Raw genomic sequence first — 24,750 nt, 5'->3', positions numbered from 1 at the left:
TCGCTCCTAAATGGCCTGGAACAACACCAGGTGTTCGGCGGCAACCCGGATCCCCACATCTGCCCCCACCTGATGATCGGCATGGCTGGGGAAAATCGACTCCAGCTGAGCGCCGGTCGGCAGTTGCAGACGGTACAAGGTCGAGGCGCCGAGGAAGGTCTTGCCGACGATCCGCGCTTTCAACCCGCTGTCCGGTGCGTAGACGATGTCATCCGGACGCAGTAGCACGTCCACCGCACCGCCGGTAGGCCAGGTGTAGGCGCGGTTGCCGCGCAATTCACCCAGTTCGGTGCTGACCGATTCCGGCGAGCTCAATTGGCCCCGTATGAAGTAACCCTGGCCGATAAAGCTGGCGACGTAGGGCGTCTGCGGTTCGTGATAGAGGTTGTAGGGCGTGTCCCACTGCTCAAGCCGACCTTCCTTGAACACACCGACCTGGTCGCTGACGGCGAAGGCCTCTTCCTGATCATGGGTCACCAGGATCGCACTGGTGCCACGCGTCTTGAGGATATCGCGCACTTCGTGGCTGAGTTTGCGTCGCAACTCGCCATCGAGGTTGGAGAAGGGCTCGTCCAGCAGCAACAGCGCCGGCTCTGGCGCCAGGGCGCGGGCGAGGGCAACGCGTTGTTGTTGGCCGCCGGAAAGCTCATGGGGAAAACGCTTGCCGAGGTTCTTCAGGTTTACCAGTTCCAGCAGTTCAGCCACCACCCGGTCTTTTTGCGGGTGCTTGCGAATGCCAAAGGCGATGTTGTCGGCCACGCTCAGGTGGGGAAACAGCGCGTAGTCCTGGAACACCATGCCGATGCGACGTTTCTCCGGTGCCAGGGTGAACCCGGCGCTGGAGATCACGTCGCCGGCCAGGCTGATTTCACCTTCGTGCACCGGCTCGAACCCGGCGATCGCCCGCAGCGTGGTGGTCTTGCCGCAGCCCGAAGAGCCCAGCAGGCAGCCGATGTCGCCGGCGTTGAGGTGCAGGTTGAGGTTCTGCACCACCCGTTGATCTTGATAGCCGCATGCCAGATTGCGCAGGTTCAGCAGTAATGAATGGCTCATGCGTGGTGGTACGACGGCGGAACGAGGAATTCAAGCAGCGCCTTTTGCGCGTGCAGTCGGTTTTCAGCCTGGTCCCAGGCGACCGACCGTGGATCGTCGAGCAGGTCGAGGCTGATTTCTTCGCCACGGTGGGCTGGCAGGCAGTGCATGAACAGCACATCCGGCGCGGCCAGGTCGAGCAGGGCGCGGTTCACCTGATATGGGGCGAACAGGGCCAGGCGCTGGGTGGTTTCGTCTTCCTGGCCCATGGAGGTCCAGACGTCGGTGCTCACCAGGTGCGCGCCGATCACAGCGTCGCGTGGGTCGCGTACGAGGGTCACGCGGTCACCGGCCTGTGCCAGGAAGCGCGCGTCAGGCTCGTAGCCTTCCGGGCAGGCAACGCGCAGGTGGAAGTCGAACTGGATGGCGGCTTCTATATAGCTGTTGCACATGTTGTTGCCGTCGCCGATCCAGGCCACGGTCTTGCCCTGGATCGAGCCACGGTGTTCGAGGAACGTTTGCATGTCGGCCAGCAACTGGCACGGGTGCAGGTCATCGGACAGGCCGTTGATCACCGGTACGCGGGAATTGGCGGAAAACTCGGTTACGGTGCTGTGGGCAAAGGTACGGATCATCACGGCATCGAGCATGCTCGACAGGACGATCGCGCTGTCGGCGACCGGCTCGCCACGGCCCAATTGGGTGTCGCGCGAGGACAGGAAGATGGCTTGGCCGCCCAGTTGGATCATGCCGGCTTCGAACGACACGCGGGTGCGGGTCGACGACTTCTCGAAAATCATCCCGAGCACACGGTTTTTCAAAGGCTCGAACAGTACGCCGCGGTTACGCAGGTCTTTAAGCTCAATGCCTCGACGGATCACGCTGACCAGCTCTTCGGGCGTGCAATCCATCAGGGAGAGAAAGTGCCTTGCGCTCATCATTAACTACCTTTTTGCAACAGACCGCAGATACTCAAAGCCTTGTTTATTGTGACAACGGGCGAGACCTGCGGCGAAAGCCGCACGGGGCGACGAAATAGGGGAAGGCGCGATCTTATAATTAAATGTCGCGTCTTACCAATAGGGCTACGGTTTTTAGGGGTGTTCAAGCAGGGCGCCGGAGCGCTTTTGAAGACGAATACCAGACAGCAGCGGGTCATTTGTACACTGGCGTCACGACCTTTTGCAATGCGCGGGGACGGCTGCAGGCCAGGCTGCGTCGGTTTCAGCGCGGGTGTGGGGGGTTCTGAAACATTTGCTCATGCTTGGCCATGGCCTGGCCTGATGCTTGTCGATTCACGGCACTGACGTTGGTGGTGCCTTGGCCTTCAGCGGCCCATAGTGGAATCAAAGCCCTGACAAGAGACTGGCCATGACCAAGACTCTCCACCACCGTGCCTGCCATCTGTGTGAAGCCATCTGCGGCTTGACGCTCGAAACCACCCAGGCCGACGACGGCAGCCTGGCAATCACCTCGATCAAGGGCGACGCCCAGGACAGTTTCAGCCGTGGGCATATCTGCCCCAAGGCCGTGGCGCTGCAGGATATCCAGAATGATCCCGACCGCCTGCACCAGCCCATGGTGCGGGTGGGCAGCGAATGGCAGCCGATTGCGTGGGACGAAGCCTTTGCGCTCGTCGCCGAACGACTGGCCGGCATTCAGGCGCGGCATGGGCAGAATGCAGTGGCGGTGTATCAGGGCAATCCCAGTGTGCATAACTATGGGCTGATGACCCACAGCAACTACTTTCTTGGCCAACTGAAGACACGCAATCGGTTTTCCGCTACCTCGGTGGACCAGTTGCCCCATCACCTCACGAGCTACCTGATGTACGGCCATGGGCTGTTGTTGCCGATCCCGGACATCGACCACACCGACTTCATGCTGATCCTGGGCGGGAACCCGTTGGCGTCCAACGGCAGCATCATGACCGTGCCGGATGTGGAGAAGCGCCTCAAGGCCATCCAGGCCCGGGGCGGCAAAGTGGTGGTGGTCGACCCCCGGCGCAGCGAGACGGCGGCGATCGCCGACCAGCACCTGTTCGTGCGTCCAGGCGGTGACGCCGCCTTGTTGTTCGGCTTACTCAACACGTTGTTTAGCGAAAACCTGACCCGCGACAGCCATCTACCGGTTGAGGGGCTTGAGGAGGTACGCCGTGCCATCGCCGGCTTCACCGTCGAAGCCATGAGCCGTCAGTGCGCGGTGCCTGCCGAGCAGATCCGCCAACTGGCGCGGGACTTTGCCGCCGCCGACAAGGCGGTGTGCTACGGGCGCATGGGCGTCTCGACCCAGGCGTTCGGCACCCTGTGTCATTGGCTGGTGCAGTTGATCAACCTGGTGACCGGCAACCTGGACCGCGTCGGTGGCGCTTTGTGCACCACGCCGGCGGTGGACCTGGTGGCATCGACCGGTGGTGGGCACTTCAATCGTTGGCAGAGCCGGGTTTCCGGGCGCCCGGAGTACGGCGGCGAGTTGCCGGTGTCAGCGTTGGCTGAAGAAATGCTCACCGAAGGCGAAGGACAAATCCGTGCGTTGGTGACGGTGGCGGGCAATCCGGTGCTGTCGACGCCTAACGGCCGCCAGTTGGAGCAAGCCCTCGATGGCCTGGAGTTCATGGTCAGCGTCGACCTCTATATCAACGAGACCACGCGGTATGCCGACCTGATCCTGCCGTCCACGTCAGCGCTGGAAAACGATCACTACGACACGACCTTCAATATGTTTGCGGTGCGCAATGTCACCCGGTTCAACCGGGCAATTCTGCCCAAGCCCGCGGGTGCGCTGCATGACTGGGAGATCTTCGTCGGCCTGGCCCAGGCGTTTGCCGCGCATACCGGCGCGACGCTCAAGCCTACGATGCCGCCTGCGCAGATGATCGACTTTGGCCTGCGTGCCGGGGTGTACGGGGATGCCTCCCGTCATAAGTTGTCCGTGGCCATGCTGGCGGATCATCCCCATGGTGTGGACCTGGGGCCGCTGCTGCCGAATCTTGCCGCTCGATTGAAAACCGCCGATGGCATGGTGCAGGCGGCGCCAGCAGTGATCCTCGCCGACCTGGCGCGTTTTGCCGCGCAGCCGGTGCCCCTGGCCGACGAGTTGTTGCTGATCGGCCGTCGTCATGTGCGCAGCAATAACTCCTGGATGCATAACTATCACCGGCTGGTGAAGGGCAAGCCGCGCCATCAATTGTTGATGCACCCGGATGACCTGGCCCGTCGGCAGTTGAGGGATGGCCAGCGTGTGCGCGTCAGTTCGCGCATCGGCATGATCGAAGTGGAAGTGGTTGCCAGCCTGGACATGATGCCCGGCGTGGTCAGCCTGCCCCACGGCTGGGGGCACGGGCGTCCAGGCGTACAGATGGCGATCGCCAGCGGACAACCAGGGGCGAGTGCCAATGACTTGACCGACGAGCGGCAGTTGGATGAGTTATCGGGCAATGCGGCGCTGAATGGCGTTCCCGTGCAGGTAGCAGCCGCCTGAGCACCCCACTGGAATTTTGCGTTACAATGCGCCACCGTGCCGACCTGTGAGTCGCAAAGTTCCAGCCGAGGTGTTCCATGGATATCATCGAAACGATCAAAGAGCAGATTGCCAACAACACCATTCTGCTTTACATGAAGGGCGCGCCAAACGCTCCGCAGTGCGGCTTCTCCGCGAAGGCTTCCCAGGCCATCATGGCGTGTGGCGAGAAATTCGCTTACGTGGATATCCTGCAAAACCCTGAAATCCGCGCCAACCTGCCGAAGTACGCCAACTGGCCTACATTCCCACAACTGTGGGTAGCCGGTGAGCTGGTCGGCGGTAGCGACATCATCGTTGAGATGGCGGCTGATGGTTCGTTGCAGACGCTGATCAAAGAAGCAGCGGCCAACGCCGCAGCCAAGACCGACGCGTAATTGTGTAGGAGCCGGCTTGCCGGCGATGGGCTCCCCAGCCAGGCGCCGTACTGGCGGATGCCATCGCCGGCAAGCCGGCTCCTAACAGTCATCGGTCAATAAAAAGCCCCGCTTCTCGTGAGAGAGCGGGGCTTTTTTGTACCTGCGCGCCGGGGGCTTATTCGCCCATTTGCGATTGCAGGTAGTTTTCCAGGCTGACTTTGTCGATCAGGCCCAGTTGGGTTTCCAGCCAGTCGATATGCTCTTCCTGGTCTTCCAGGATGTCTTCCAGCAGCTCGCGGCTGCCGAAGTCGCCCTTGGTTTCGCAGTGAGCGATGGCGGCCTTGAGGTCGCTGTGGCTCTTGCGTTCGAAGCCCAGGTCGCTGCCGAGCATTTCCTGGGTGTGTTCGCCGATGTTCAGCTTGCCCAGGTCCTGCACGTTCGGCAGACCTTCCAGGAACAGGATGCGCTTGATCAGCGCGTCGGCGTCCTTCATGGCCTTGATGGATTCTTTGTATTCACGCTTGCCCAGCTTTTCCAGGCCCCAATCGTCATACATGCGCGCATGCAGAAAGTACTGATTGATCGCGACCAGTTCATTGGCAAGGATTTTGTTGAGTTGCTGGATGACTGAGATGTCGCCTTTCATGACTGGGGTCCTGCCCTGTAATCGCTGTGTATAAGGCGGAGTTTGAGCGGCGAATTCCTTAGTGTCAAACCTAAGTTATTGAATAATAAATGAAAATTAATCGGAATAAGAATGTTTGTGTTCCGCGTCTTGGCGCTAACTAATTGAATTGCGGACATAAAAAAACCGGACACTAAGTCCGGTTCTTTAAAACACGCCCAATCAGGCGTGTGTAAATTCTGCTGAATAGGGGAGCGCGGCCTGGGCTGTCTGCAGCTGCGTCAGGGTTTCCCGTACCACTTGCTTGGCGAGGCAAGCACATTTACCGCACTGGCTGGCAACGCCTGTGGTTTCACGTACTTCCTTGTAGCTGCAGCAACCTTCGTAGATTGCTTCGCGGATTTGTCCGTCGGTGACGCCAGTACAGAGGCACACATACATAAGGGAGAACCGTCGCGGGTTTAAGGCTTAAGTGCGATGGATCTTAATGTTAACGAGAATGATTGTCAAAGTAGATTCACAGGGTATCTGCTGGCATCGCGCCCGCACTGACGAACGGTTTTTTCAGTGTATGATGGTCGGTCTTCACGAAGCGTGACTGCGTCACAGGGCTGTCGCCTGAACACGGCAGACTTGAGGCCGGTCCTTTTACTTCAATCGTCACCCTCACATCAGGAGATATCCAATGAGCGTACTCGTCGGCAAACAAGCCCCGGATTTCGACGTACCAGCCGTCCTCGGCAATGGCGAAATCGTTGACAGCTTCAAACTGTCTGAAGCCATCAAAGGCAAATACGGCCTGGTATTCTTCTACCCGCTGGACTTCACCTTCGTCTGCCCATCCGAGCTGATCGCTCTGGACCATCGCATGGACGATTTCAAGGCGCGCAACGTTGAAGTGGTAGCCGTTTCCATCGACTCCCATTTCACCCACAACGCCTGGCGCAACACCGCCATCAATGATGGCGGCATCGGCAAAGTCAAATACACCATGGCTGCCGACATGAAGCACGACATCGCCAAGGCCTACGACGTTGAATCCGAAGGTGGCGTAGCTTTCCGTGGCGCGTTCCTGATCGACGACAAAGGCGTGGTTCGCTCCCAGATCATCAACGACCTGCCGCTGGGTCGTAACATGGAAGAGCTGATCCGTCTGGTCGACGCCCTGCAATTCCACGAAGAGCACGGCGAAGTCTGCCCTGCCAACTGGAAAAAAGGCGACAAAGGCATGAACGCTTCGCCAGAAGGCGTTGCGGCCTACCTGACCGAGAACGCTGGCAAGCTGTAAGCCAGAATCGAGGTACAAAAAACCGGCCTGAGAAGGCCGGTTTTTTTATGCTCAGGAAAAGACCCTGTGGCGAGCCCGCTCACCATAGTTGGCGGGCTCACCACAAAAGCACTGTTAGTCGTTGAAGTCTTCCCAACCGCCCATCTGCTTCCAGCGATTGACGATGCCGCAGAACAGCTCGGCGGTCTTCTCGGTGTCGTAGCGAGCTGAGTGAGCCTCACGGCCGTCGAAGTCGATACCGGCCGCCTGGCAGGCTTTCGCCAAGACGGTCTGGCCATACGCCAGGCCGGCGAGGGTGGCTGTGTCGAAGCTGGAGAACGGGTGAAACGGGTTGCGCTTCATGTCCAGGCGCGCCACGGCGGCATTCAGGAAGCCCAGGTCGAAGCTGCTGTTATGGCCGACCAGGATTGCGCGTTTGCAGCCGTTGGCTTTCAAGGCCTTGCGCACGCCACGGAAGATATCGGTGAGCGCTGCTTCTTCACTCACCGCCATGCGCAATGGGTGATCGAGCTTGATCCCGGTGAACTCCAGGGCCGCCGCCTCGATGTTGGCGCCTTCGAACGGCTCGACGCGGAAGAAGTGGGTGTGTTCCGGGAACACAAAGCCCTGTTCGTCCATGCCGATGGTGGTCGCGGCGATTTCCAGCAGCGCGTCGGTGGCGCAGTTGAAGCCACCGGTTTCTACGTCGATGACGACCGGCAGATAGCCGCGGAACCGCTCGGCCATCGGGTGACGGGACCCGCCACCGCTGTGCTCGTGTTCGTCATCGTAATGGTCTTCACTCACTTGCTTTCCTCCAGCAGGCGCCAGCGCAGTGTTTCACCGGCGCGCAGCGGGATAACAGTCAGCTCGCCAAACGGCAGGCTGGCAGGGGCGGTCCAGTCTTCACGGACCAGGGTGATGCGGTCGGTATTCGCCGGCAGGCCATAGAAACGTGGGCCATTGAGGCTGGCGAAGCCTTCGAGCTTGTCCAGGGCGTTGCGCTGTTCGAACGCTTCGGCGTACAGCTCGATCGCGGCATAGGCGGTGTAGCAACCGGCACAGCCGCATGCTGCTTCTTTTGCGTGCTGGGCGTGGGGGGCGGAGTCGGTGCCGAGGAAGAACTTCGGATTGCCGCTGGTGGCGGCATCCAGCAAGGCCACTTGGTGGGTGTTGCGCTTGAGGATCGGCAAGCAATAGAAGTGCGGCCGAATCCCGCCCACCAGCATGTGGTTGCGGTTGTACAACAGGTGATGCGCGGTGATGGTCGCGCCGACGTTGGCCGAGGCCTCGGTGACGAACTGCACGGCATCGGCGGTGGTGATGTGCTCGAACACGACCTTGAGGGTCGGGAACAGCTCGACCACACGGCGCATATGCTCGTCGATGAAGATCTTCTCGCGATCGAACACGTCCACATCGCCACGGGTGACTTCACCGTGGATCAGCAGCGGCATGCCGACTTCCGCCATGGCTTCGATGGCCGGCAGGATCTTGTCGATACTGGTCACGCCGGAATCGGAGTTGGTGGTCGCGCCGGCCGGGTACAGCTTGGCGGCGTGCACGTAACCGCTGGCCTTGGCCTCTCGAATCTCTTCGGGCTGGGTGCGGTCGGTGAGGTAGAGCACCATCAGCGGTTCGAAGCGGCTGCCGGCCGGCCGGGCAGCGAGGATACGCTGGCGGTAGGCATCGGCTTGCTCGGCGTTACGCACCGGAGGTACCAGGTTAGGCATGATGATGGCGCGGCCAAACGTGCGCGCTACATCGGCCACGGTGTGGGGTAACGCAGCACCATCGCGAAGATGAATATGCCAGTCGTCGGGACGCAGCAGGGTCAGGCGGTCGGACATTGGGGATTCCAGGCGGGTCAATCTGGTGGGAATGCTACCGGAAAAGACTCTTGCAGGCACTCGCTATCAAGTTTTGCAGGATGCGACCGATATCCCTGGGTATGCCTTAACGATGTATGACGCTTTGAAGTGTTGTAGAAACCAGTGGAGCCTCCCGTGCGCCAGCATTACCTAGCCCTGCTCAGTGTGTTCGCCAGCCTGCCTGCGATGGCCCTCACGTTCCAGACACGTCTGGAGAATATTGAGTGGAAGGTAGAAGGCGACCAGTTCGAGTGCCGCCTGACCCAGCCGATCACCGACTTCGGTTCGGGCGAGTTCGTGCGTCGCGCCGGTGAGCAGGCGACGTTTCGCCTGAAAGCCTATAACGGCTCGCTGGGTGCGGGCTCGGCCACCTTGCTGGCCGCCGCTGCGCCCTGGCAGCCGGGCCGGGGTGATATCAACCTCGGTGCCGTGCGTGCTGGCAGTGGCGACGTCTTGTTCAACAGCTCCCAGGCCCAGGCCGGGCGCCTGTTTTCGGGGCTGCTGGAAGGCCGGAGCCCGACCGTGCGCCACTACGGACGCGAGGGCGGCTACTCGGAAATCCGCTTGTTGCCGGTCAAATTCAACAAGGCCTACAACGACTACCAACTGTGCACCGCCAAGCTGTTGCCGATGAATTACGACCAGGTCAAACAGACCGAAGTCGGGTTCCCCGGTGGCGGTATCGAACTGGACGCGGCGGCCAAGAAGAAACTGGACGTGATTCTCGCGTTCATGAAAGCCGACCCCACCGTCAACCACATCGAGCTGAATGGCCATTCGGACAACAGCGGCAACCGCCTGACCAACCGTGACGTCTCGCGCCGCCGTGGCTTGGCGGTGATGGACTACTTCAAGGCCAACGGTATCCAGGAGTCGCAGATCACCCTGCGTTTCCACGGCGAAAGCTACCCACTGGCGCCCAACACCAATGCGGCCAACCGGGCACGCAACCGTCGCGTGAATATCCAGCTTGAACGCGTAGCCGCCCCCGAGAAACCGGCGCCCCAGGCCACAGCACCGAGCAACCCAGCCCATACTTCATAAAGTGCGGGCCTGAGGTGCGTCTATCGGTCGCTCGCTCGACATAATCTGTCGCTTTATCTTCATTTGCTGTCGCGCCTCTGTAAATTCACGGTTTTGGTCGGTAGAATCGACGCCTTTCCGTACAACCCCGTGGAGTGATGGCATGGCCGACGTAAACAAGGTCGTTCTCGCGTATTCCGGCGGCCTGGACACTTCGGTGATCCTCAAGTGGCTGCAGGATACTTATAACTGTGAAGTGGTGACCTTCACCGCTGACCTGGGTCAGGGCGAAGAGGTCGAACCTGCACGCGCCAAGGCGCAAGCCATGGGCGTGAAAGAGATCTACATTGACGACCTGCGCGAAGAGTTCGTCCGCGATTTCGTTTTCCCGATGTTTCGCGCCAACACCGTCTACGAAGGCGAGTACCTGCTGGGTACTTCCATCGCTCGTCCGCTGATCGCCAAGCGCTTGATCGAAATCGCCAACGAAACCGGCGCCGACGCCATTTCCCATGGTGCTACCGGCAAGGGCAACGACCAGGTGCGTTTCGAACTGGGCGCCTACGCGCTCAAGCCAGGCGTGAAAGTGATCGCCCCTTGGCGTGAATGGGACCTGCTGTCCCGTGAGAAACTGATGGATTACGCTGAAAAGCATGCCATCCCGATCGAGCGTCACGGCAAGAAAAAGTCCCCGTACTCGATGGACGCCAACCTGCTGCACATCTCCTATGAAGGCGGCGTGCTGGAAGACACCTGGACCGAGCACGAAGAAGACATGTGGCGCTGGACCGTCTCCCCGGAGAACGCTCCCGACAAGCCGCAGTACCTGGAACTGACCTACCGCAACGGTGATATCGTCGCGCTGGACGGCGTCGAAATGACCCCGGCCACCGTACTGGCTACCCTGAACCGTATCGGTGGCGAGCACGGTATCGGCCGTCTCGACATCGTCGAGAACCGCTACGTGGGCATGAAGTCCCGTGGCTGCTACGAAACCCCAGGCGGCACCATCATGCTGCGCGCCCACCGCGCCATCGAGTCGATCACCCTGGACCGCGAAGTGGCTCACCTCAAAGACGAGTTGATGCCCAAGTACGCCAGCCTGATCTACACCGGCTACTGGTGGAGCCCTGAACGTCTGATGCTGCAACAGATGATCGACGCTTCCCAGGTCCACGTGAACGGCGTTGTGCGCCTGAAGCTGTACAAGGGCAACGTGATCGTTACCGGTCGCAAGTCCGATGAATCGCTGTTCGACGCCAACATCGCCACCTTCGAAGAAGACGGCGGCGCCTACAACCAGGCGGACGCAGCGGGCTTTATCAAGTTGAACGCATTGCGCATGCGCATCGCGGCCAATAAAGGTCGCTCGTTGTTCTAAGTCTCAGCCTGTTGTGAAAAATGGCCCCTTGTTCAAGGGGCCATTTTTTTTGCCTGTGTATTTAACCGAGACTTGTCATGTTTATAGTGATTAAACCTATGTTGATATCTTTCATTGACGACTATTCCTGACGCCGATTTTGAATGAGTCGTTGCCGGAAGTGTGTAGGGCGAATGAAATTTTTACATCTATGTAGGAACTGGTCTTACAGAAAATTCACTCATGAGGTACGGCGAATATATAAACGCTGAAATGTCTGTAGGAATTAAGGATGTAAGCGAATATGTTAAATGGAACTAAAACAGCCAGATTTTTCTTGACGGTTTTCTCAGCCGTACCCGAGGGGCAAGGGGCATTTCCTGAGAGTTGCGTGCGCCACGTTTACCCAGCCCCTCATGGGTCATGGATATTTCACTCAAATTATGTAGGCCCCCGGAAAGGTCTGAAAGGATCAATAAAACGGGATAAGTCCGAGATGGCGTTTTTTTGTAGGGCAATTCCTTTATCGCTGTGGGGTGGGTCTCTGCTTGCTGTTGCTCGGGGGGGAACGCTATGCCAACTAGGAAACGACTAGGCTATTGTGCTTGCTCTAAATAATTCGAACAGCGAAATTGGACTTTCTCATGAATAAAGTGCTGATCGTGGATGATCATCCCGTCATTCGTCTTGCTGTGCGTATGCTAATGGAACGTCATGGTTATGAGGTCGTTGCCGAGACCGATAATGGTGTCGACGCGTTGCAACTTGCACGGGAGCATATGCCGGACATTGTCATACTGGATATCGGGATTCCAAAACTTGATGGCCTGGAAGTTATTTGCCGGCTGTCGTCGACCAAGCAGCCCGCTCCGTTCAAGGTGCTGGTGCTGACGTCCCAGGCTCCGGGCCATTTTTCCATGCGCTGCATGCAGGCGGGTGCAGCCGGTTATGTGTGCAAGCAACAGGACCTGACCGAGTTGCTGAGTGCTATCAAGGCCGTCTTGTCGGGCTACAGTTACTTTCCGAACCAGGCGCTCAACTCGGTACGCTCCACCATGGGTAATGCCAGTGAGGCCGATATGGTCGAGCGTCTGTCGGGTCGGGAAATGATGGTATTGCAACAGTTGGCCCGGGGCAGGACCAACAAGGAGATTGCCGACGGCATGTTCCTCAGCAACAAGACGGTCAGCACCTACAAGACGCGTTTGCTGCTCAAACTCAACGCTCGCTCTCTTGTGGACCTGATTGAACTGGCCCAGCGTAACGGCTTGGTGTAGAGGGGATCGGTACCGCGCATTGCCCCGGCAACCGGCAGAAAAAAGCCTCCGTGAGGGAGGCTTCCGGCCGTCGACCCTGGATCAGAGATCGAAGTCGTAATCGGCCAGTTGTTTTTGCAAGCGTCGTTCTTCCAGAAGATTGTCGATGGTGCGGCGTTTGCTCAAATTGGTCTTGGCGACCTCTACCACAGGTGTCTCTACCCCATCGTCATCCGACTCAACGAGGTCGTCTTCCACTTCCAGTTGTTCTTTGCCAGTGCTCATAAGGTTCACTCCGGGCTAAGACTGCCGTTGGCGCTCCTTATAACGATAATCCAGGGTTGGGTAAAAAAGATTTTTTCAATCGGCTGATCGAGAAAACCAATGATCACTCAATCGTCGGACGTCTTGTCCTTGTATTCACACAGGTCTTCGATGCGACAGCTGCCACAGCGCGGTTTACGGGCCTGGCAAACGTAGCGTCCGTGCAGGATCAGCCAGTGGTGGGAATCCAGCAGATACGGCTTGGGCACGAACTTCATCAACTGCTTTTCCACCTCGACCACGTTCTTCCCACGGGCAATGCCGGTGCGGTTGCTGACGCGGAATATGTGGGTGTCCACGGCCATCGTCAGTTGACGGAATGCGGTGTTGAGCACCACGTTGGCGGTCTTGCGGCCAACGCCCGGCAGGGCTTCGAGGGCTTCGCGGGTTTGTGGCACTTGACTGCCATGCAGTTCTACCAGCAGGCGGCAGGTCTCGATGACGTTCTTGGCCTTGCTGTTGTACAGGCCGATGGTCTTGATGTACTCCGACAAACCCTCCACACCCAAGGCATAGATCGCCTCCGGCGTGTTCGCCACCGGATACAGCTTGGCCGTAGCCTTGTTGACGCCAACGTCCGTGGATTGGGCCGACAGGATCACCGCAATCAGCAACTCGAACGGCGTGGTGTAGGCCAGCTCGGTCTTGGGTTCCGGATTGTCTTCGTGAAGCCTGCGGAAAATTTCCAGGCGTTTTGCGGCGTTCATGGGGCGGTGGGTTCCTTGCAGGCGGTCGACGTAAGGGTGAAGAGCGGTTTCAGGGTTGAGGCTCTGCGCGCGATATCCCGAGCAGGATAAACCATCGCCACAGCGCCCGGCAGCGCCTGCAGTGGATCAGGCGCCGACGTAGAGGTCCACTTGGCGCTGTGCTTGCTCCAGCGTGTGTTGGGCGGCCTTGAGTTGATCTGCGCTCACGTCCGGTTGACGTTGTAACTTGCTGACCTCGGCCCGGGCATATGCCAGGGCGGTTTTCAGCTGGCGCAGGTGAGCGTCTATCGGGCGTTTTTCCACACGCTGCAGGTCGGGCCTGGGCTGTTCACTGCCCGCCTCGGCGTCGTGCAAGGCTTGCTCCGCGCCAGACAGCGCAGCACTCAAGGTCGCCAGTTGCTGTTCATCGGCGTTCAGGTCCTGGGCTTTTTTCAGTTCGGCGCGCCGCATGGCCAATTGGATTTTTGCGCGTTTGAGTGCGGGGTCTTTTTGCGGCGGCAGTGGCGTTGGGCTGGCAGCCTCCAAGGCTGTGAGTGCCTGCTCTGCCGCTTCGGACTGCTGCTGCAGGATGATCAATTGCGACTGCTGCTCAAAGGTCGGTGGGTGGCCGAACGCTTTCAGGGACTTGTGCAGTTGAGCACGACTCATGGCAACCGCGATTTTAGCCTGCTTGACCGCTGCATCTCGGGCGGTCTGAGCCGCATCGGCCGACAAGGGCGCCGCGGGCGTTGAGCGCTTGGCCCGTGCCAGGCGTTCGGCGAGTTTGTGGGCTTCTTCCCGTTGCAGGCGTGCATTGCGTTGTTCAAACCGTCGCCGCGCCCGATCGCGTTTCAGGCCGCGTTCATGGTGCTCGTGATCATTGGCCGCCAGACCACCCACCATCGGCAGCACGCGGGTCGCTGGGCGCATCTCGATGCAATCGACAGGGCAGGGCGCGACGCAGAGGTCGCAACCGGTGCATTCATCAATGATGACGGTGTGCATCAGCTTGGCGGCGCCGACAATGGCGTCCACCGGGCAGGCCTGGATGCACTTGGTGCAGCCAATGCACTCGGCCTCGCGGATGTAGGCAACCTGGGCGGGCGCCTCGCCGCGGCTGGTGTCCAGGTCCAACACGGGCACACGTAGCAACAGCGCAAGGCCGGCGATGGTTTCCTGCCCACCGGGCGGGCACTTGTTGATCGCCTCGCCTCGCGCGATGCCCTCGGCGTAAGGCTTGCAGCCCGGGTGCCCGCACTTGCCGCATTGGGTCTGCGGCAGCAGCGCGTCGATACGTTGAATGAGGTTCATGCTGTGATCATGGGTAGGCCGATTAAGCGAACAGGCTCGTAATGGATTTGTAGGAGTCCGGCTTGCCGGCGATGGCGTCCCTGAAGTCGCCATTGCCGGCAAGCCGGGCTCCTACAACAGGCCTAATTTACTCGCCACAGGCCCATAGGCTTACTTGATGCGTTGACCCGGCTTGGCGCCGCTGTCAGGGCTCAACAGGTAAATCTCTTCGCCACCTGGGCCGGCCGCCATCACCATGCCTTCGGAAATACCGAATTTCATTTTCCGTGGCTTGAGGTTGGCGATCATCATGGTCAGGCGACCATCGAGCTTGGACGGGTCCGGATAAGCGCTCTTGATCCCGGAGAACACATTGCGTTGCTCGCCACCGAGGTCCAGGGTCAGGCGCAGCAGCTTGTCGGCACCCTCTACGGCTTCGGCCTTGACGATCAGCGCGACACGCAGGTCCACGGCCGCAAAGGCGTCGAAGTCGATTTCCGCAGAGATCGGATCCTTGGCCAGTTCGCCGTTACCGGCCGGTGCCGATTCGCCGGTGTCGGTCTGGCTGGCGACCAGGTCTTCTTTCGAAGCATCGGTCATGGCCTGGACTTTCACTGGATCGATACGGGTCATCAGCGGCTTGAACTCGTTCAACTGATGGTTGCTGAGCAGTGTGGCGTGATCGTTCCAGGTCAGCGGCGCAACATTGAGGAACGCCTCGGCATCGGCGGCCAGCAACGGCAGCACCGGCTTGAGGAAGATCACCAACTGGCGGAACAGGTTGACGCCCGTGGCGCAGATCGCCTGGACTTCCGCCTGCTTGCCTTCTTGCTTGTTCAGCGACCACGGTGCCTTGTCGGCGATCCAGGCATTGGCGCGGTCGGCCAGGCCCATGATCTCGCGCATGGCGCGGGCGAAGTCGCGGGCCTCATAGGCGTCAGCGATGCTTGGCGCGGCGGCCAGGAAGGCGTCGGTAAGTTCCGGCGCGGCGTTCTCGGCCACCAATACACCGGCGTTGCCCTTGTGGATGAACCCGGCGCAACGGCTGGCGATGTTGACGACTTTGCCGACCAGGTCCGAGTTGACCTTCTGTACGAAGTCTTCCAGGTTCAGGTCCAGGTCATCGACGCCACGGCCCAGCTTGGAGGCGTAGTAGTAGCGCAGGTATTCCGGCGACAGGTGGTCCAGGTAGGTGCGCGCCTTGATGAAGGTGCCACGGGACTTGGACATCTTCTGGCCGTTGACCGTCAGGTAGCCGTGCACCGCGATACCGGTTGGCTTGCGGTAACCCGAACCTTCGAGCATCGCCGGCCAGAACAGGGCGTGGAAATTGACGATGTCCTTGCCGATGAAGTGGTACAGCTCGGCGGTGGAGTCCTTGCCCCAGAACGCGTCGAAGTCCAGCGCCGGCGTGCGGTTGCAGAGGTTCTTGAAGCTGGCCATGTAGCCGATTGGTGCATCCAGCCACACGTAGAAGTACTTGCCCGGCTCGCCCGGGATCTCGAAGCCGAAGTACGGCGCATCGCGGGAGATGTCCCACTGCTGCAGGCCGCTGTCGAGCCATTCGGAGAGTTTGTTGGCCACGGCGTCCTGCAGGGTGCCGCTGCGTGTCCAGGTTTGCAGCATCTGCTGGAAATCCGGGAGCTTGAAGAAGAAGTGCTGGGAGTCCTTGAGCACCGGGGTGGCGCCGGAGATTGCCGACTTCGGATCCTTCAGGTCGGTCGGCGCATAGGTGGCACCGCATTTCTCGCAGTTGTCGCCGTACTGGTCTTCGGTGCCGCATTTCGGGCAGGTGCCCTTGATGAAGCGGTCGGCCAGGAACATTTTCTTTTCCGGGTCGAAATACTGGGTGACCGAACGCTGGTCGATGTGCCCGGCGTCCTTCAGCCGCAGGTAGATCTGGCTCGACAGCTCGCGGTTTTCTTCGGAGTGGGTCGAGTGGAAGTTGTCGAAATCCACCAGGAACTCGGCAAAGTCGGCGCTGTGTTCAGCCTGCACGTTGGCGATCAGTTGTTCCGGGGTGATGCCTTCCTTTTCGGCGCGCAACATGATGGCCGAACCGTGGGCGTCGTCCGCGCAGACATAAATGCATTGATTGCCGCGATGCTTCTGGAAGCGCACCCACATATCGGTCTGGATGTACTCAAGCATATGGCCAAGATGGATGGAACCATTGGCATAGGGCAGGGCGCTGGTGACGAGGATCTTGCGTGGCTCGGACATGGGGCTCGGCTACTTGATGAAACGGAGGTCGGCCACTATAAAGCGCCGGGAAATATATTTCACCCCGTGGCGCTGTTTCAGAATCTTCCGAACCTGCGAAAGCATGCCGCAACGCCGCTGGAACGGTTAGGATAGCCGCCTGTTTCAGTCAGTCTTTTTTCGGGAGTAGCCCATGAGCGCCGTCAATCGCGCAGCGGTGGAAGCCGTTCTTCGCCAGTACACCGACCCTTATTTGAACCAGGACCCGGTCAGTGCCGGCTGTGTACGCGCCATCGAGGTCCAGGGCGACCAGGTCTCGGTCCGGATGGAACTGGGCTATGCCGCAGGTCTGTTCAAGAGCGGTTGGGCGCAGATGCTGCAAATGGCCATCGAAGGCTTGGACGGTGTGGCTTCGGCCAAGGTCGACATCCAGTGCGTGATCGCGCCGCACAAGGCCCAGGCGCAGATCCCAGGCTTGGCCAACGTCAAGAACGTAGTGGCCGTGGCCTCCGGCAAGGGCGGCGTGGGTAAATCCACTACGGCGGCCAACCTGGCCCTGGCCCTGGCTCGTGAAGGTGCGCGCGTGGGTATCCTCGACGCCGATATCTACGGGCCGAGCCAAGGCGTGATGTTCGGCATTGCCGAAGGCACGCGGCCGAAGGTCAAGGACCAGAAGTGGTTCGTGCCGATCGAGTCCCTGGGCGTGGAAGTGATGTCCATGGCCTTCCTCACCGATGACAACACACCAATGGTCTGGCGCGGGCCGATGGTGTCCGGCGCCTTGCTGCAACTGGTCACCCAGACCGCCTGGGGCGACCTGGACTACCTGGTGATCGACATGCCGCCAGGCACCGGCGATATCCAGCTGACCCTGGCGCAAAAGGTCCCGGTAGCCGGCTCAGTGATTGTCACCACGCCTCAGGACCTGGCGTTGCTCGATGCGAAGAAAGGCGTGGAGATGTTCCGCAAGGTCAATATCCCGGTGCTGGGCGTCGTGGAGAACATGGCGGTACACATCTGTTCCAACTGCGGCCATGCCGAGCATCTGTTCGGCGAAGGCGGTGGTGAGAAGCTGGCCACCCAGTACGGCGTCGAGCTGCTGGCCTCGTTGCCGCTGTCGATGGTGATTCGCGAGCAGGCCGACGGCGGCAAGCCCACGGTGGCGGCGGAGCCGGATGGCCAGATCGCCATGATCTATCAGGAACTGGCCCGCCATGTGGGCGCGCGGATTGTGCTGCAAGAAGCGGCCAGCCCGGCGATGCCGACGATTTCCGTCAGCGACGACTGAGGCGGTTGCGGGCAAAGGAGCCTCGACAATGTCGGGGCTTTTTCTTGTCCGCTGGTTGAGAAGGGGAGCCCGTTACGCTTTTACGTAATTGCTCGTGTAAGCATTCGCTTACTTTTTCGTAAGTGTTTGGTTTTTTTTCCGTCCCGGAGCGTCTCAAAAGTGCGAGAGTATTTTCTATCCGATTGAAAAATAACAATTATTTATACAGCCTTGAGCGCTGGAGACGGTCCGTCACCCAGTTAAATCCCGTTGAACTTACGTTGGAACTCTCTAAGATCAGCCCTGTGTCCACGGATTGGCACAGCCATCAAGGAACGATGGTTCGAAGGAACGTCGCAGGATGCGATTCATCAGGATGATGAAAAGGAATACAGGGACTAGGGAAAAAATGTGGGCGGGTCAAACCGCCCCTTTTTTTTGCCTGCAGGAAAGTGAAACCCACCTCCCAGAAACGCAAAAAGGCCCGCAAGGGGCCTTTTGGGAGGCGACGCTATCAGCGTTCAAGGTCTGCAATCTTACCTTTTTTGCCATCCCATTCCGCGGCATCCGGCATCGGGTCCTTGCGTTCAGTGATGTTCGGCCAGATTTCCGCCAGCTCGACGTTCAACTGAATAAATTCCTGCATCTCTGCCGGGACTTCGTCCTCGGAGAAAATAGCGACGGCCGGGCACTCAGGCTCACACAGGGCGCAATCGATGCACTCATCCGGGTGGATAACCAGGAAGTTCGGGCCTTCGTAGAAGCAGTCCACCGGACATACTTCTACGCAGTCGGTGTACTTGCACTTGATGCAGTTGTCGGTGACGACGAAGGTCATTTCTAATTTTCTCCTCAGGCGGCGGCAGCGAAACCCTTTGTGGCAGGGCTCGCGAGGTTCGGGAGCGATAGTCTGCAGGCCAGGCTAAGAGCCTGCAGCATCCCAAACCGCGCGAGAGTCTACCAGCTTGCACGCGTCAGCGTTATATCCGAGTCTTAAGTGCATATAACATTTCGAGCGCTTTTCGAGGCGTCAAGTCGTCCAAGTCAAGTTTAGCCAACTCATCCAGCACAGGGTGGGGCAGGCTGGCAAACATATCGCTCTGGTGTGGCGCGCTGGCTTTGCTGCTGGTTTTCTTCGGACTGGCCACCACGGTTTCGTGAGGCAGGGCCGTGGTTTCCAGGCGGCTGAGGTGCTCGCGGGCACGCGTGATCACATCGTTCGGCACGCCGGCCAGCTGGGCCACGGCCAAGCCGTAACTCTGGCTGGCCGGCCCTGGCAGCACGTGGTGCAGGAACACGATACGCTCGTTGTGCTCGGTGGCATTCAGATGCACGTTGGCGACCAGCGGCTCGCTTTCCGGCAATACGGTGAGCTCGAAGTAGTGCGTGGCAAACAGCGTGTAGGCGCGCAAATGCGCCAGGCGCTCGGCCGCAGCCCAGGCCAGGGACAGGCCGTCGAAGGTACTGGTGCCGCGGCCCACTTCGTCCATCAGCACCAGGCTGCGTTCGGTGGCGTTGTGCAGGATGTTGGCGGTCTCGCTCATTTCCACCATAAAGGTCGAACGGCCACCGGCCAGGTCATCGCTGGAACCGATCCGGGTGAAAATACGGTCCACCAGGGACAGCTCGCAACTGGCCGCCGGCACAAAACTGCCGATATGCGCCAGCAGCACGATCAATGCGGTCTGGCGCATATAAGTGGATTTACCGCCCATGTTCGGACCGGTAATCACCAGCATGCGGGTGTCGTCGTCCAACGACAGGTCGTTGGCGACGAACGGCGTGGTCAACACCTGTTCTACAACCGGGTGGCGACCTTGCACAATGCGCATGCACGGCTCGCTGACAAAGCGCGGGCAGTTCAGGTCAAGGTTCAGCGCACGTTCGGCCAGGTTGCTCAGCACATCCAGTTCGGCCAGCGCGGCGGCGGTGTCCTGCAGCGGCGCCAGTTGGCTGATCAGGTCTTCAAGCAGGTTTTCATAGAGCATCTTTTCCCGGGCCAGGGCGCGGCTCTTGGCCGACAGTGCCTTGTCTTCGAACTCTTTCAGTTCCGGGGTGATAAAGCGCTCGGCACCTTTGAGGGTCTGGCGGCGTTGATAGTCGATTGGCGCGGACTCTGCCTGCTTGCTCGGCAACTCAATGAAGTAGCCATGCACGCGGTTATAGCCGACCTTCAAGTTGGCCAGGCCGGTGCGGGCTTTTTCGCGGGCTTCCAGATCGATCAGGAACTGCCCGGCGTTTTCGCTCAGGGACTGCAGCTCATCCAGTTCACTGTCGTAACCGGTCTTGAGAACGCCGCCGTCACGGATGATTGCCGGTGGGTTGTCGATGATGGCTTTTTCCAGCAGCGCCGCCAGTTCCGGGTAGGTGCCAGCGGTAACCGCAAGCTGTTGCAGGTGCGGGGTATCCAGCTCGGTCATCGCCCCTTGCAGTTGTGGCAAGGCCCCGAGGGCATCACGCAGGCGCGCCAGGTCACGAGGCCGCGCGTTACGCAGGCCGATCCGCGCGAGGATGCGTTCGATATCGCCGATTTCCTTCAGCTGTGGCTGCAGTTTTTCAAAACGATAGCCGTCCAGCAGGCAGGTAATAGAAGACTGGCGCGCTTGCAGCACCGCCAGGTCCCGCAGCGGACGGTTCAGCCAGCGAGTCAACAAGCGACTGCCCATGGCGGTCTGGCAACGGTCGACCACCGATTGCAAGGTGTTATCGCGACCACCGGCCAGGTTGGTATCCAGCTCCAGGTTGCGACGGCTGGCGCCATCGAGCACCACGGTATCGTCCAGCCGCTCATGGCGCAGGCTGCGCAAGTGCGGCAGTGCGGTGCGCTGGGTTTCCTTGGCATAGCCCAGCAGGCAACCGGCGGCGCCGATGGCCAGGGTCAGGGTTTCGCAACCGAAACCTTTGAGGTCCTGCACCGAGAACTGCTGGCACAGACTTTTCAGCGCCGAGTCACGCTCGAAATCCCACGGTGCACGGCGCTTGGCCCCACGGCGTTTTTCTGCCGGCAGATCCTTCGGCCAATCATCCGGGATCAACAACTCCACCGGATTGATGCGCTCCAGCTCCGCCAGCAGGTTCTCCCAGCCCTTGATCTCCAGCACCGTGAAGTTGCCACTGGTGATATCCAGCACCGACAGCCCGAACAGACGCTCATCGCCCAACACCGCCGCGATCAGGTTATCGCGACGCTCATCCAGTAACGCCTCATCACTCACCGTCCCCGGCGTAATAATGCGCACCACCTGACGTTCCACCGGCCCCTTGCTCGTGGCCGGGTCGCCGATCTGCTCACAGATCACCACCGACTCGCCCAGCTTCACCAGCTTGACCAGGTAACCTTCCAGCGAATGGTAAGGAATCCCACACATCGGAATCGACTGCCCCGCCGACTGCCCACGCGCGGTCAGGGTGATATCCAGCAACTTGGCGGCCTTCTTCGCGTCTTCGTAGAAGATCTCGTAGAAATCGCCCATGCGATAGAACATCAACTGATCAGGGTGCTGGTTTTTGAGGCGCCAGTACTGCTGCATCATCGGGGTGTGGGAGGACAGATCGGACGTGTTTTTACTCATTGGGTCGTAGGCAAATTCGTTGAAAGTGATGGGGCAAAGGGGGCGCTTGGCCCAGCATTTTTTGCGATGGCGGCAAGGTTAACACGCGAGGTCGGCGGTTCGCAGGTCGCAAACAGATAGGTAAAACGCAAAAGCGATGCCGCCCTGATACTGATCACTCAAGTAGGCGCATCGCAACTGTGGCGAGGGAGCGGCCGAGTAAATGCATACAATATGCAAATTAGCATTTGCCAACCCCCAAAACTCCCGTCACTATCCGCATTATGCAAAAACGCAACGTTTCTATCGTCTTAAGAGAACTGCTGGACCGCGACCGGATCTCCCCCACGGAGCTTCACCGGCGTACCGGCGTGCCTCAATCCACGCTGTCCCGGATCCTCAGCGGCAAGATCGTCGATCCGTCGGACAAGCACATCTCACGCATCGCCGAATACTTCCGCGTCAGCACCGACCACTTGCGCGGGCGCGCGGCGGTGGGGGCTTTGCGCGATGACGGGCGCGACCCGATGCATTCGGAACTCAAGGATATAAGCCTGTGGGACGACGACACCCCCGTGAATGACGACGAGGTGTCGATCCCCTTTCTGCGTGAGGTTGAATTGGCTGCTGGATCAGGAAGATTCGTCATCGAGGAAAGCGAGAAGGCCAGCCTGCGGTTCGGCAAGCGCAGCCTGCGGCATAACGGTGTGCAGTTCGACCAGGCCAAGTGCGTGACGGTGCGCGGCAACAGTATGTTGCCGGTGCTGCGCGATGGCGCAACGGTCGGGGTGAATGCGGGCAAGAGTGGCATTGGTGACATCGTCGATGGTGACCTGTATGCCATCAATCACAATGGCCAGCTGCGCGTGAAACAGCTCTATCGCCTACCTTCCGGGATTCGCCTGCGCAGTTTCAATCGCGATGAGCACCCGGATGAGGACTACAGCTTCCAGGACATCCAGGATGAGCAGATCAGCATCCTCGGCCATGTGTTCTGGTGGGGCATGTACGCTCGTTAACCTTCTTCTGTAAGACAAGGCCCGCCAAAAAGCGGGCTTTTTTTCGCCTGTGAAAAACCACTCAACCTGCTGCCCACAAGGCCGCAAATGCATCCATGCATTACTATGTTAAAAATAAATGCATTTGTGCATTGACTGTATATGCATACATGCATATTCTTCATCTCAAGCCAGCCAAGCGAGGCCTGGTGAAGGCGGCAAGGATGCTGCCAGTCAACACAAGGAAGGCACGCAACATCGGCAAGGACGCCATCAGAGCGATGGCAGGGATGCCAGGCAACACCGGCAAGGATGCCGACGCTCTTTAGTTTTACCGCTTCAAGAACAGGCAGCGATGAACCGGCCTAATAACGGTTCAGAGGGTTGGCAACTGACCCGGGTGTGCAGCGTAAAGCACTAGAAGCAGTTATCCGGCAGACAGGGATCGTGGTCGGAAAAACATTGAGGAAAGGTCCGTACCGCGCCAGTAGCGTCGAAAGACCGAGGACATCATTACTGAAAAGCCCGGGCAACCGGGCTTTTTGGAATGCCGACCTATAAATGGATTTACCCAAGAACCGGCCCTTTGCCGGTAGTGCTCAGCCAGGAGGCGTGACATGACAAACGAGCAGCAAGCGTTAGCGGAAATGCCTATCTGGCTGGTGATCGTACTGGCCCTGATCGGTGGGGTGTCTGGCGAAATGTGGCGCGCCGACAAGGAGGGCGCCCGTGGCTGGTCCCTGGTACGGCGCCTGGCACTTCGGTCCGGGGCATGCATGGTCTGCGGAGTCTCGGCATTGATGCTGTGCTACGCCGCGGGCATGTCGATCTGGACCGCCGGCGCCATTGGTTGCCTGACAGCCATGGCCGGCGCGGACGTGGCCGTCGGCCTTTATGAACGCTGGGCGGCCAAGCGCATCGGGGTCAACGAGGCCCCGACCTCTCGCCCGGATCAGCAGTAACCGCTGCAAGGATGCAAGCAGATGACACTAATCGAAAAACCGTCACAACTGCCCATGGCCATTGGAGATGCGCTGAAGAGCGCGTTCCCACAGCTGCGGGTAGGTAATCACCAGGACTTTTCCGACACGGGCGATAAAACCGGCATTTTGATCAGCGTGGAGCGCAACGGCCCCGGCGTTCGCTCCCTCGCCGGGCGCAAGGCGCACGCCTTGTCGGTTTCACTCAAGGCCATGGTCGCGAGCGGCTCGGCACCCTTCGATGCCTGCGACCTGGCCAGCCAACTGATGGACCTGGCCCTGGACAATCGCTGGGGCCTGCCCCCTGAACAGTGCGACCTGCCCACCGCGATTGTCGCGGCACCTTCCGCGCTCACCGGTTCGGAAACGGACTACGACACCTGGACTGTTTCCTTCACCCAGAACCTCTACTTCGGCCCAGTGCTGCTCGAAGATCCCACAGGCAAACCGCTGTTTGCCTGCACTTGGGAAGTCACGAATATCGACGATCCGGATCAATACCGCCCATTGCAGGAGTAGTCCATGTTCGATGCATTGCTACGCATGCAACTGGGGCCGATTGTCGAACGCCTGGCGGAAATGGAAGCCCAGTTGGAGGACCTGTATCGACGCGCCGAAAGCTTTTGCCGGATTGGCGTGTGCCAGGAGGTCGACGCCGCCAGCAATACCTGCAAAGTCAGCCACGGGGACTTGCTCAGCCCGGCGATCAAGTTTTTCAACCCGAGCGCTGGGGCGCAGACCGAAACCCGCATCCCTTCAGTGGGCGAACAGTGCCTGCTGCTTAATTATGGCGGCGGGGAAGGCGGCGCGCAGTCCGTGGCGTTGTTCGGCCTCAACAGTAGTCTTTTTCCGCCCGTGTCCGGCGTTGCGTCGCTGACGCGGCGTCGCCATCAGGACGGCACTCAAAGCGACTACGACGACGCTCGCCATATCTTCAACTGGGTTAACGGCCCAACCACGTTCAGCGGCTCCCGCGAGCAGGTCGACGTCAACGTCGGTGCCGCCAGCCTGTCCATGAACGCCCAGAGCATCACCCTGCAACTCGGCGCCACCGGCTTGGTGCTGGATGCTGCGGGCGTGCATTTAAGCGGCCTGGTGGTGGATCACCAGGGTCGCGTGATCAGTCGCGCATAAGGATTT

23 protein-coding genes are annotated in these 24,750 nt (G+C 59.7%); 11 read left to right on the top strand and 12 right to left on the bottom strand.

Going from position 1 to position 24,750, the window contains the following annotated elements:
• Positions 1 to 6: 6 nt before the first annotated feature.
• Positions 7 to 1,053: an ABC transporter ATP-binding protein gene (locus BM70_RS0115615; protein ID WP_025856877.1), complete on the bottom strand. Its 1,047-nt coding sequence runs from the start codon at positions 1,051 to 1,053 to the stop codon at positions 7 to 9.
• The gene (argF, locus tag BM70_RS0115610) at positions 1,050 to 1,970 is read right to left on the bottom strand and encodes an ornithine carbamoyltransferase (protein WP_025856876.1); all 921 of its coding nucleotides are present in this window, start codon (positions 1,968 to 1,970) and stop codon (positions 1,050 to 1,052) included. Before argF ends, BM70_RS0115615 begins: the two co-directional genes overlap by 4 nt.
• Positions 1,971 to 2,403: 433 nt before the next feature.
• Here argF and BM70_RS0115605 point away from each other — a divergent pair, with 433 nt between their 5' ends.
• Both BM70_RS0115605 and grxD read left to right on the top strand, forming a co-directional pair.
• The gene (locus BM70_RS0115605; RefSeq protein WP_025856875.1) at positions 2,404 to 4,512 is read left to right on the top strand and encodes a molybdopterin oxidoreductase family protein; all 2,109 of its coding nucleotides are present in this window, start codon (positions 2,404 to 2,406) and stop codon (positions 4,510 to 4,512) included.
• 77 nt (positions 4,513 to 4,589) lie between these two features.
• Positions 4,590 to 4,928: a Grx4 family monothiol glutaredoxin gene (grxD, locus tag BM70_RS0115600; protein ID WP_016970749.1), complete on the top strand. Its 339-nt coding sequence runs from the start codon at positions 4,590 to 4,592 to the stop codon at positions 4,926 to 4,928.
• A gap of 157 nt (positions 4,929 to 5,085) precedes the next feature.
• Here grxD and bfr read toward each other — a convergent pair whose 3' ends face one another.
• Complete coding sequence (gene bfr / locus BM70_RS0115595) at positions 5,086 to 5,556, bottom strand: bacterioferritin (RefSeq protein ID WP_010212744.1); 471 nt, start codon at positions 5,554 to 5,556, stop codon at positions 5,086 to 5,088.
• A gap of 201 nt (positions 5,557 to 5,757) precedes the next feature.
• Positions 5,758 to 5,976 carry a bacterioferritin-associated ferredoxin gene (locus BM70_RS32425; RefSeq protein ID WP_010564137.1) on the bottom strand — a complete coding sequence of 73 codons (219 nt, stop codon included), beginning with the start codon at positions 5,974 to 5,976 and terminating at the stop codon, positions 5,758 to 5,760.
• Positions 5,977 to 6,220: 244 nt separating this feature from the next.
• Between BM70_RS32425 and BM70_RS0115590 the strand changes: the two genes are divergently transcribed.
• A complete protein-coding gene (locus BM70_RS0115590) occupies positions 6,221 to 6,823 on the top strand; it encodes a peroxiredoxin (RefSeq protein ID WP_003172097.1) in 603 nt (200 codons plus the stop codon).
• A 114-nt stretch (positions 6,824 to 6,937) separates the two neighbouring features.
• Here the strand turns inward: BM70_RS0115590 and rnt are convergent, their stop codons facing one another.
• Together rnt and pyrC are read right to left on the bottom strand one after the other, a co-directional pair.
• Positions 6,938 to 7,609: a ribonuclease T gene (rnt, locus tag BM70_RS0115585; protein ID WP_010564138.1), complete on the bottom strand. Its 672-nt coding sequence runs from the start codon at positions 7,607 to 7,609 to the stop codon at positions 6,938 to 6,940.
• Positions 7,606 to 8,652, bottom strand: a complete 1,047-nt coding sequence (gene pyrC / locus BM70_RS0115580) for a dihydroorotase (protein WP_025856874.1) — start codon at positions 8,650 to 8,652, stop codon at positions 7,606 to 7,608. Before pyrC ends, rnt begins: the two co-directional genes overlap by 4 nt.
• Positions 8,653 to 8,808: 156 nt before the next feature.
• Between pyrC and BM70_RS0115575 the strand changes: the two genes are divergently transcribed.
• From BM70_RS0115575 to BM70_RS0115565, 3 genes are all read left to right on the top strand, one after another.
• Positions 8,809 to 9,717, top strand: coding sequence for an OmpA family protein (locus tag BM70_RS0115575; RefSeq protein ID WP_025856872.1), 909 nt, complete (start codon positions 8,809 to 8,811; stop codon positions 9,715 to 9,717).
• Positions 9,718 to 9,859: 142 nt separating this feature from the next.
• On the top strand, positions 9,860 to 11,077 hold the full coding sequence (locus tag BM70_RS0115570) for an argininosuccinate synthase (RefSeq protein ID WP_025856870.1): 1,218 nt from the start codon (positions 9,860 to 9,862) through the stop codon (positions 11,075 to 11,077).
• A gap of 623 nt (positions 11,078 to 11,700) precedes the next feature.
• The gene (locus BM70_RS0115565; RefSeq protein ID WP_010212736.1) at positions 11,701 to 12,333 is read left to right on the top strand and encodes a response regulator transcription factor; all 633 of its coding nucleotides are present in this window, start codon (positions 11,701 to 11,703) and stop codon (positions 12,331 to 12,333) included.
• Positions 12,334 to 12,414: 81 nt separating this feature from the next.
• Here the strand turns inward: BM70_RS0115565 and BM70_RS0115560 are convergent, their stop codons facing one another.
• The 4 genes from BM70_RS0115560 to metG form a co-directional block, all read right to left on the bottom strand.
• A complete protein-coding gene (locus BM70_RS0115560; RefSeq protein WP_025856869.1) occupies positions 12,415 to 12,597 on the bottom strand; it encodes a PA3496 family putative envelope integrity protein in 183 nt (60 codons plus the stop codon).
• Between the two features lie 107 nt (positions 12,598 to 12,704).
• Positions 12,705 to 13,343, bottom strand: coding sequence for an endonuclease III (gene nth, locus BM70_RS0115555; RefSeq protein WP_025856868.1), 639 nt, complete (start codon positions 13,341 to 13,343; stop codon positions 12,705 to 12,707).
• Between the two features lie 126 nt (positions 13,344 to 13,469).
• Positions 13,470 to 14,633, bottom strand: coding sequence for an electron transport complex subunit RsxB (rsxB, locus tag BM70_RS0115550; RefSeq protein WP_025856866.1), 1,164 nt, complete (start codon positions 14,631 to 14,633; stop codon positions 13,470 to 13,472).
• A gap of 150 nt (positions 14,634 to 14,783) precedes the next feature.
• Entirely contained in the window at positions 14,784 to 16,835 is a 2,052-nt protein-coding gene (gene metG, locus BM70_RS0115545) for a methionine--tRNA ligase (protein ID WP_025856865.1), read from the bottom strand.
• Positions 16,836 to 17,007: 172 nt separating this feature from the next.
• On the opposite strand from metG, the gene apbC reads away from it, so the two are divergent.
• Positions 17,008 to 18,102 carry an iron-sulfur cluster carrier protein ApbC gene (gene apbC / locus BM70_RS0115540; protein WP_025856864.1) on the top strand — a complete coding sequence of 365 codons (1,095 nt, stop codon included), beginning with the start codon at positions 17,008 to 17,010 and terminating at the stop codon, positions 18,100 to 18,102.
• 493 nt (positions 18,103 to 18,595) lie between these two features.
• Here apbC and fdxA read toward each other — a convergent pair whose 3' ends face one another.
• Positions 18,596 to 18,919 carry a ferredoxin FdxA gene (gene fdxA / locus BM70_RS0115535; RefSeq protein WP_003208688.1) on the bottom strand — a complete coding sequence of 108 codons (324 nt, stop codon included), beginning with the start codon at positions 18,917 to 18,919 and terminating at the stop codon, positions 18,596 to 18,598.
• 142 nt (positions 18,920 to 19,061) lie between these two features.
• Positions 19,062 to 21,653, bottom strand: a complete 2,592-nt coding sequence (gene mutS / locus BM70_RS0115530) for a DNA mismatch repair protein MutS (protein ID WP_025856863.1) — start codon at positions 21,651 to 21,653, stop codon at positions 19,062 to 19,064.
• 254 nt (positions 21,654 to 21,907) lie between these two features.
• On the opposite strand from mutS, the gene BM70_RS0115525 reads away from it, so the two are divergent.
• The 4 genes from BM70_RS0115525 (at position 21,908) to BM70_RS0115505 (ending at position 24,744) form a co-directional block, all read left to right on the top strand.
• Entirely contained in the window at positions 21,908 to 22,651 is a 744-nt protein-coding gene (locus BM70_RS0115525; RefSeq protein ID WP_177326558.1) for an XRE family transcriptional regulator, read from the top strand.
• Positions 22,652 to 23,247: 596 nt separating this feature from the next.
• Positions 23,248 to 23,592 (top strand): phage holin family protein, encoded by a 345-nt coding sequence (locus tag BM70_RS0115515; protein WP_025856861.1) that lies wholly within the window; start codon positions 23,248 to 23,250, stop codon positions 23,590 to 23,592.
• 21 nt (positions 23,593 to 23,613) lie between these two features.
• Entirely contained in the window at positions 23,614 to 24,129 is a 516-nt protein-coding gene (locus tag BM70_RS0115510) for a hypothetical protein (RefSeq protein WP_025856860.1), read from the top strand.
• Positions 24,130 to 24,132: 3 nt separating this feature from the next.
• Entirely contained in the window at positions 24,133 to 24,744 is a 612-nt protein-coding gene (locus tag BM70_RS0115505) for a phage baseplate assembly protein V (RefSeq protein ID WP_025856859.1), read from the top strand.
• Positions 24,745 to 24,750: the final 6 nt, after the last annotated feature.

It is taken from the genome of Pseudomonas sp. CHM02 (assembly GCF_000612585.1).
Lineage (GTDB): Bacteria > Pseudomonadota > Gammaproteobacteria > Pseudomonadales > Pseudomonadaceae > Aquipseudomonas.
The sequence above is the reverse complement of the archived record's forward strand: the minus strand, read 5'-3'. Positions and strand labels throughout refer to the sequence as shown.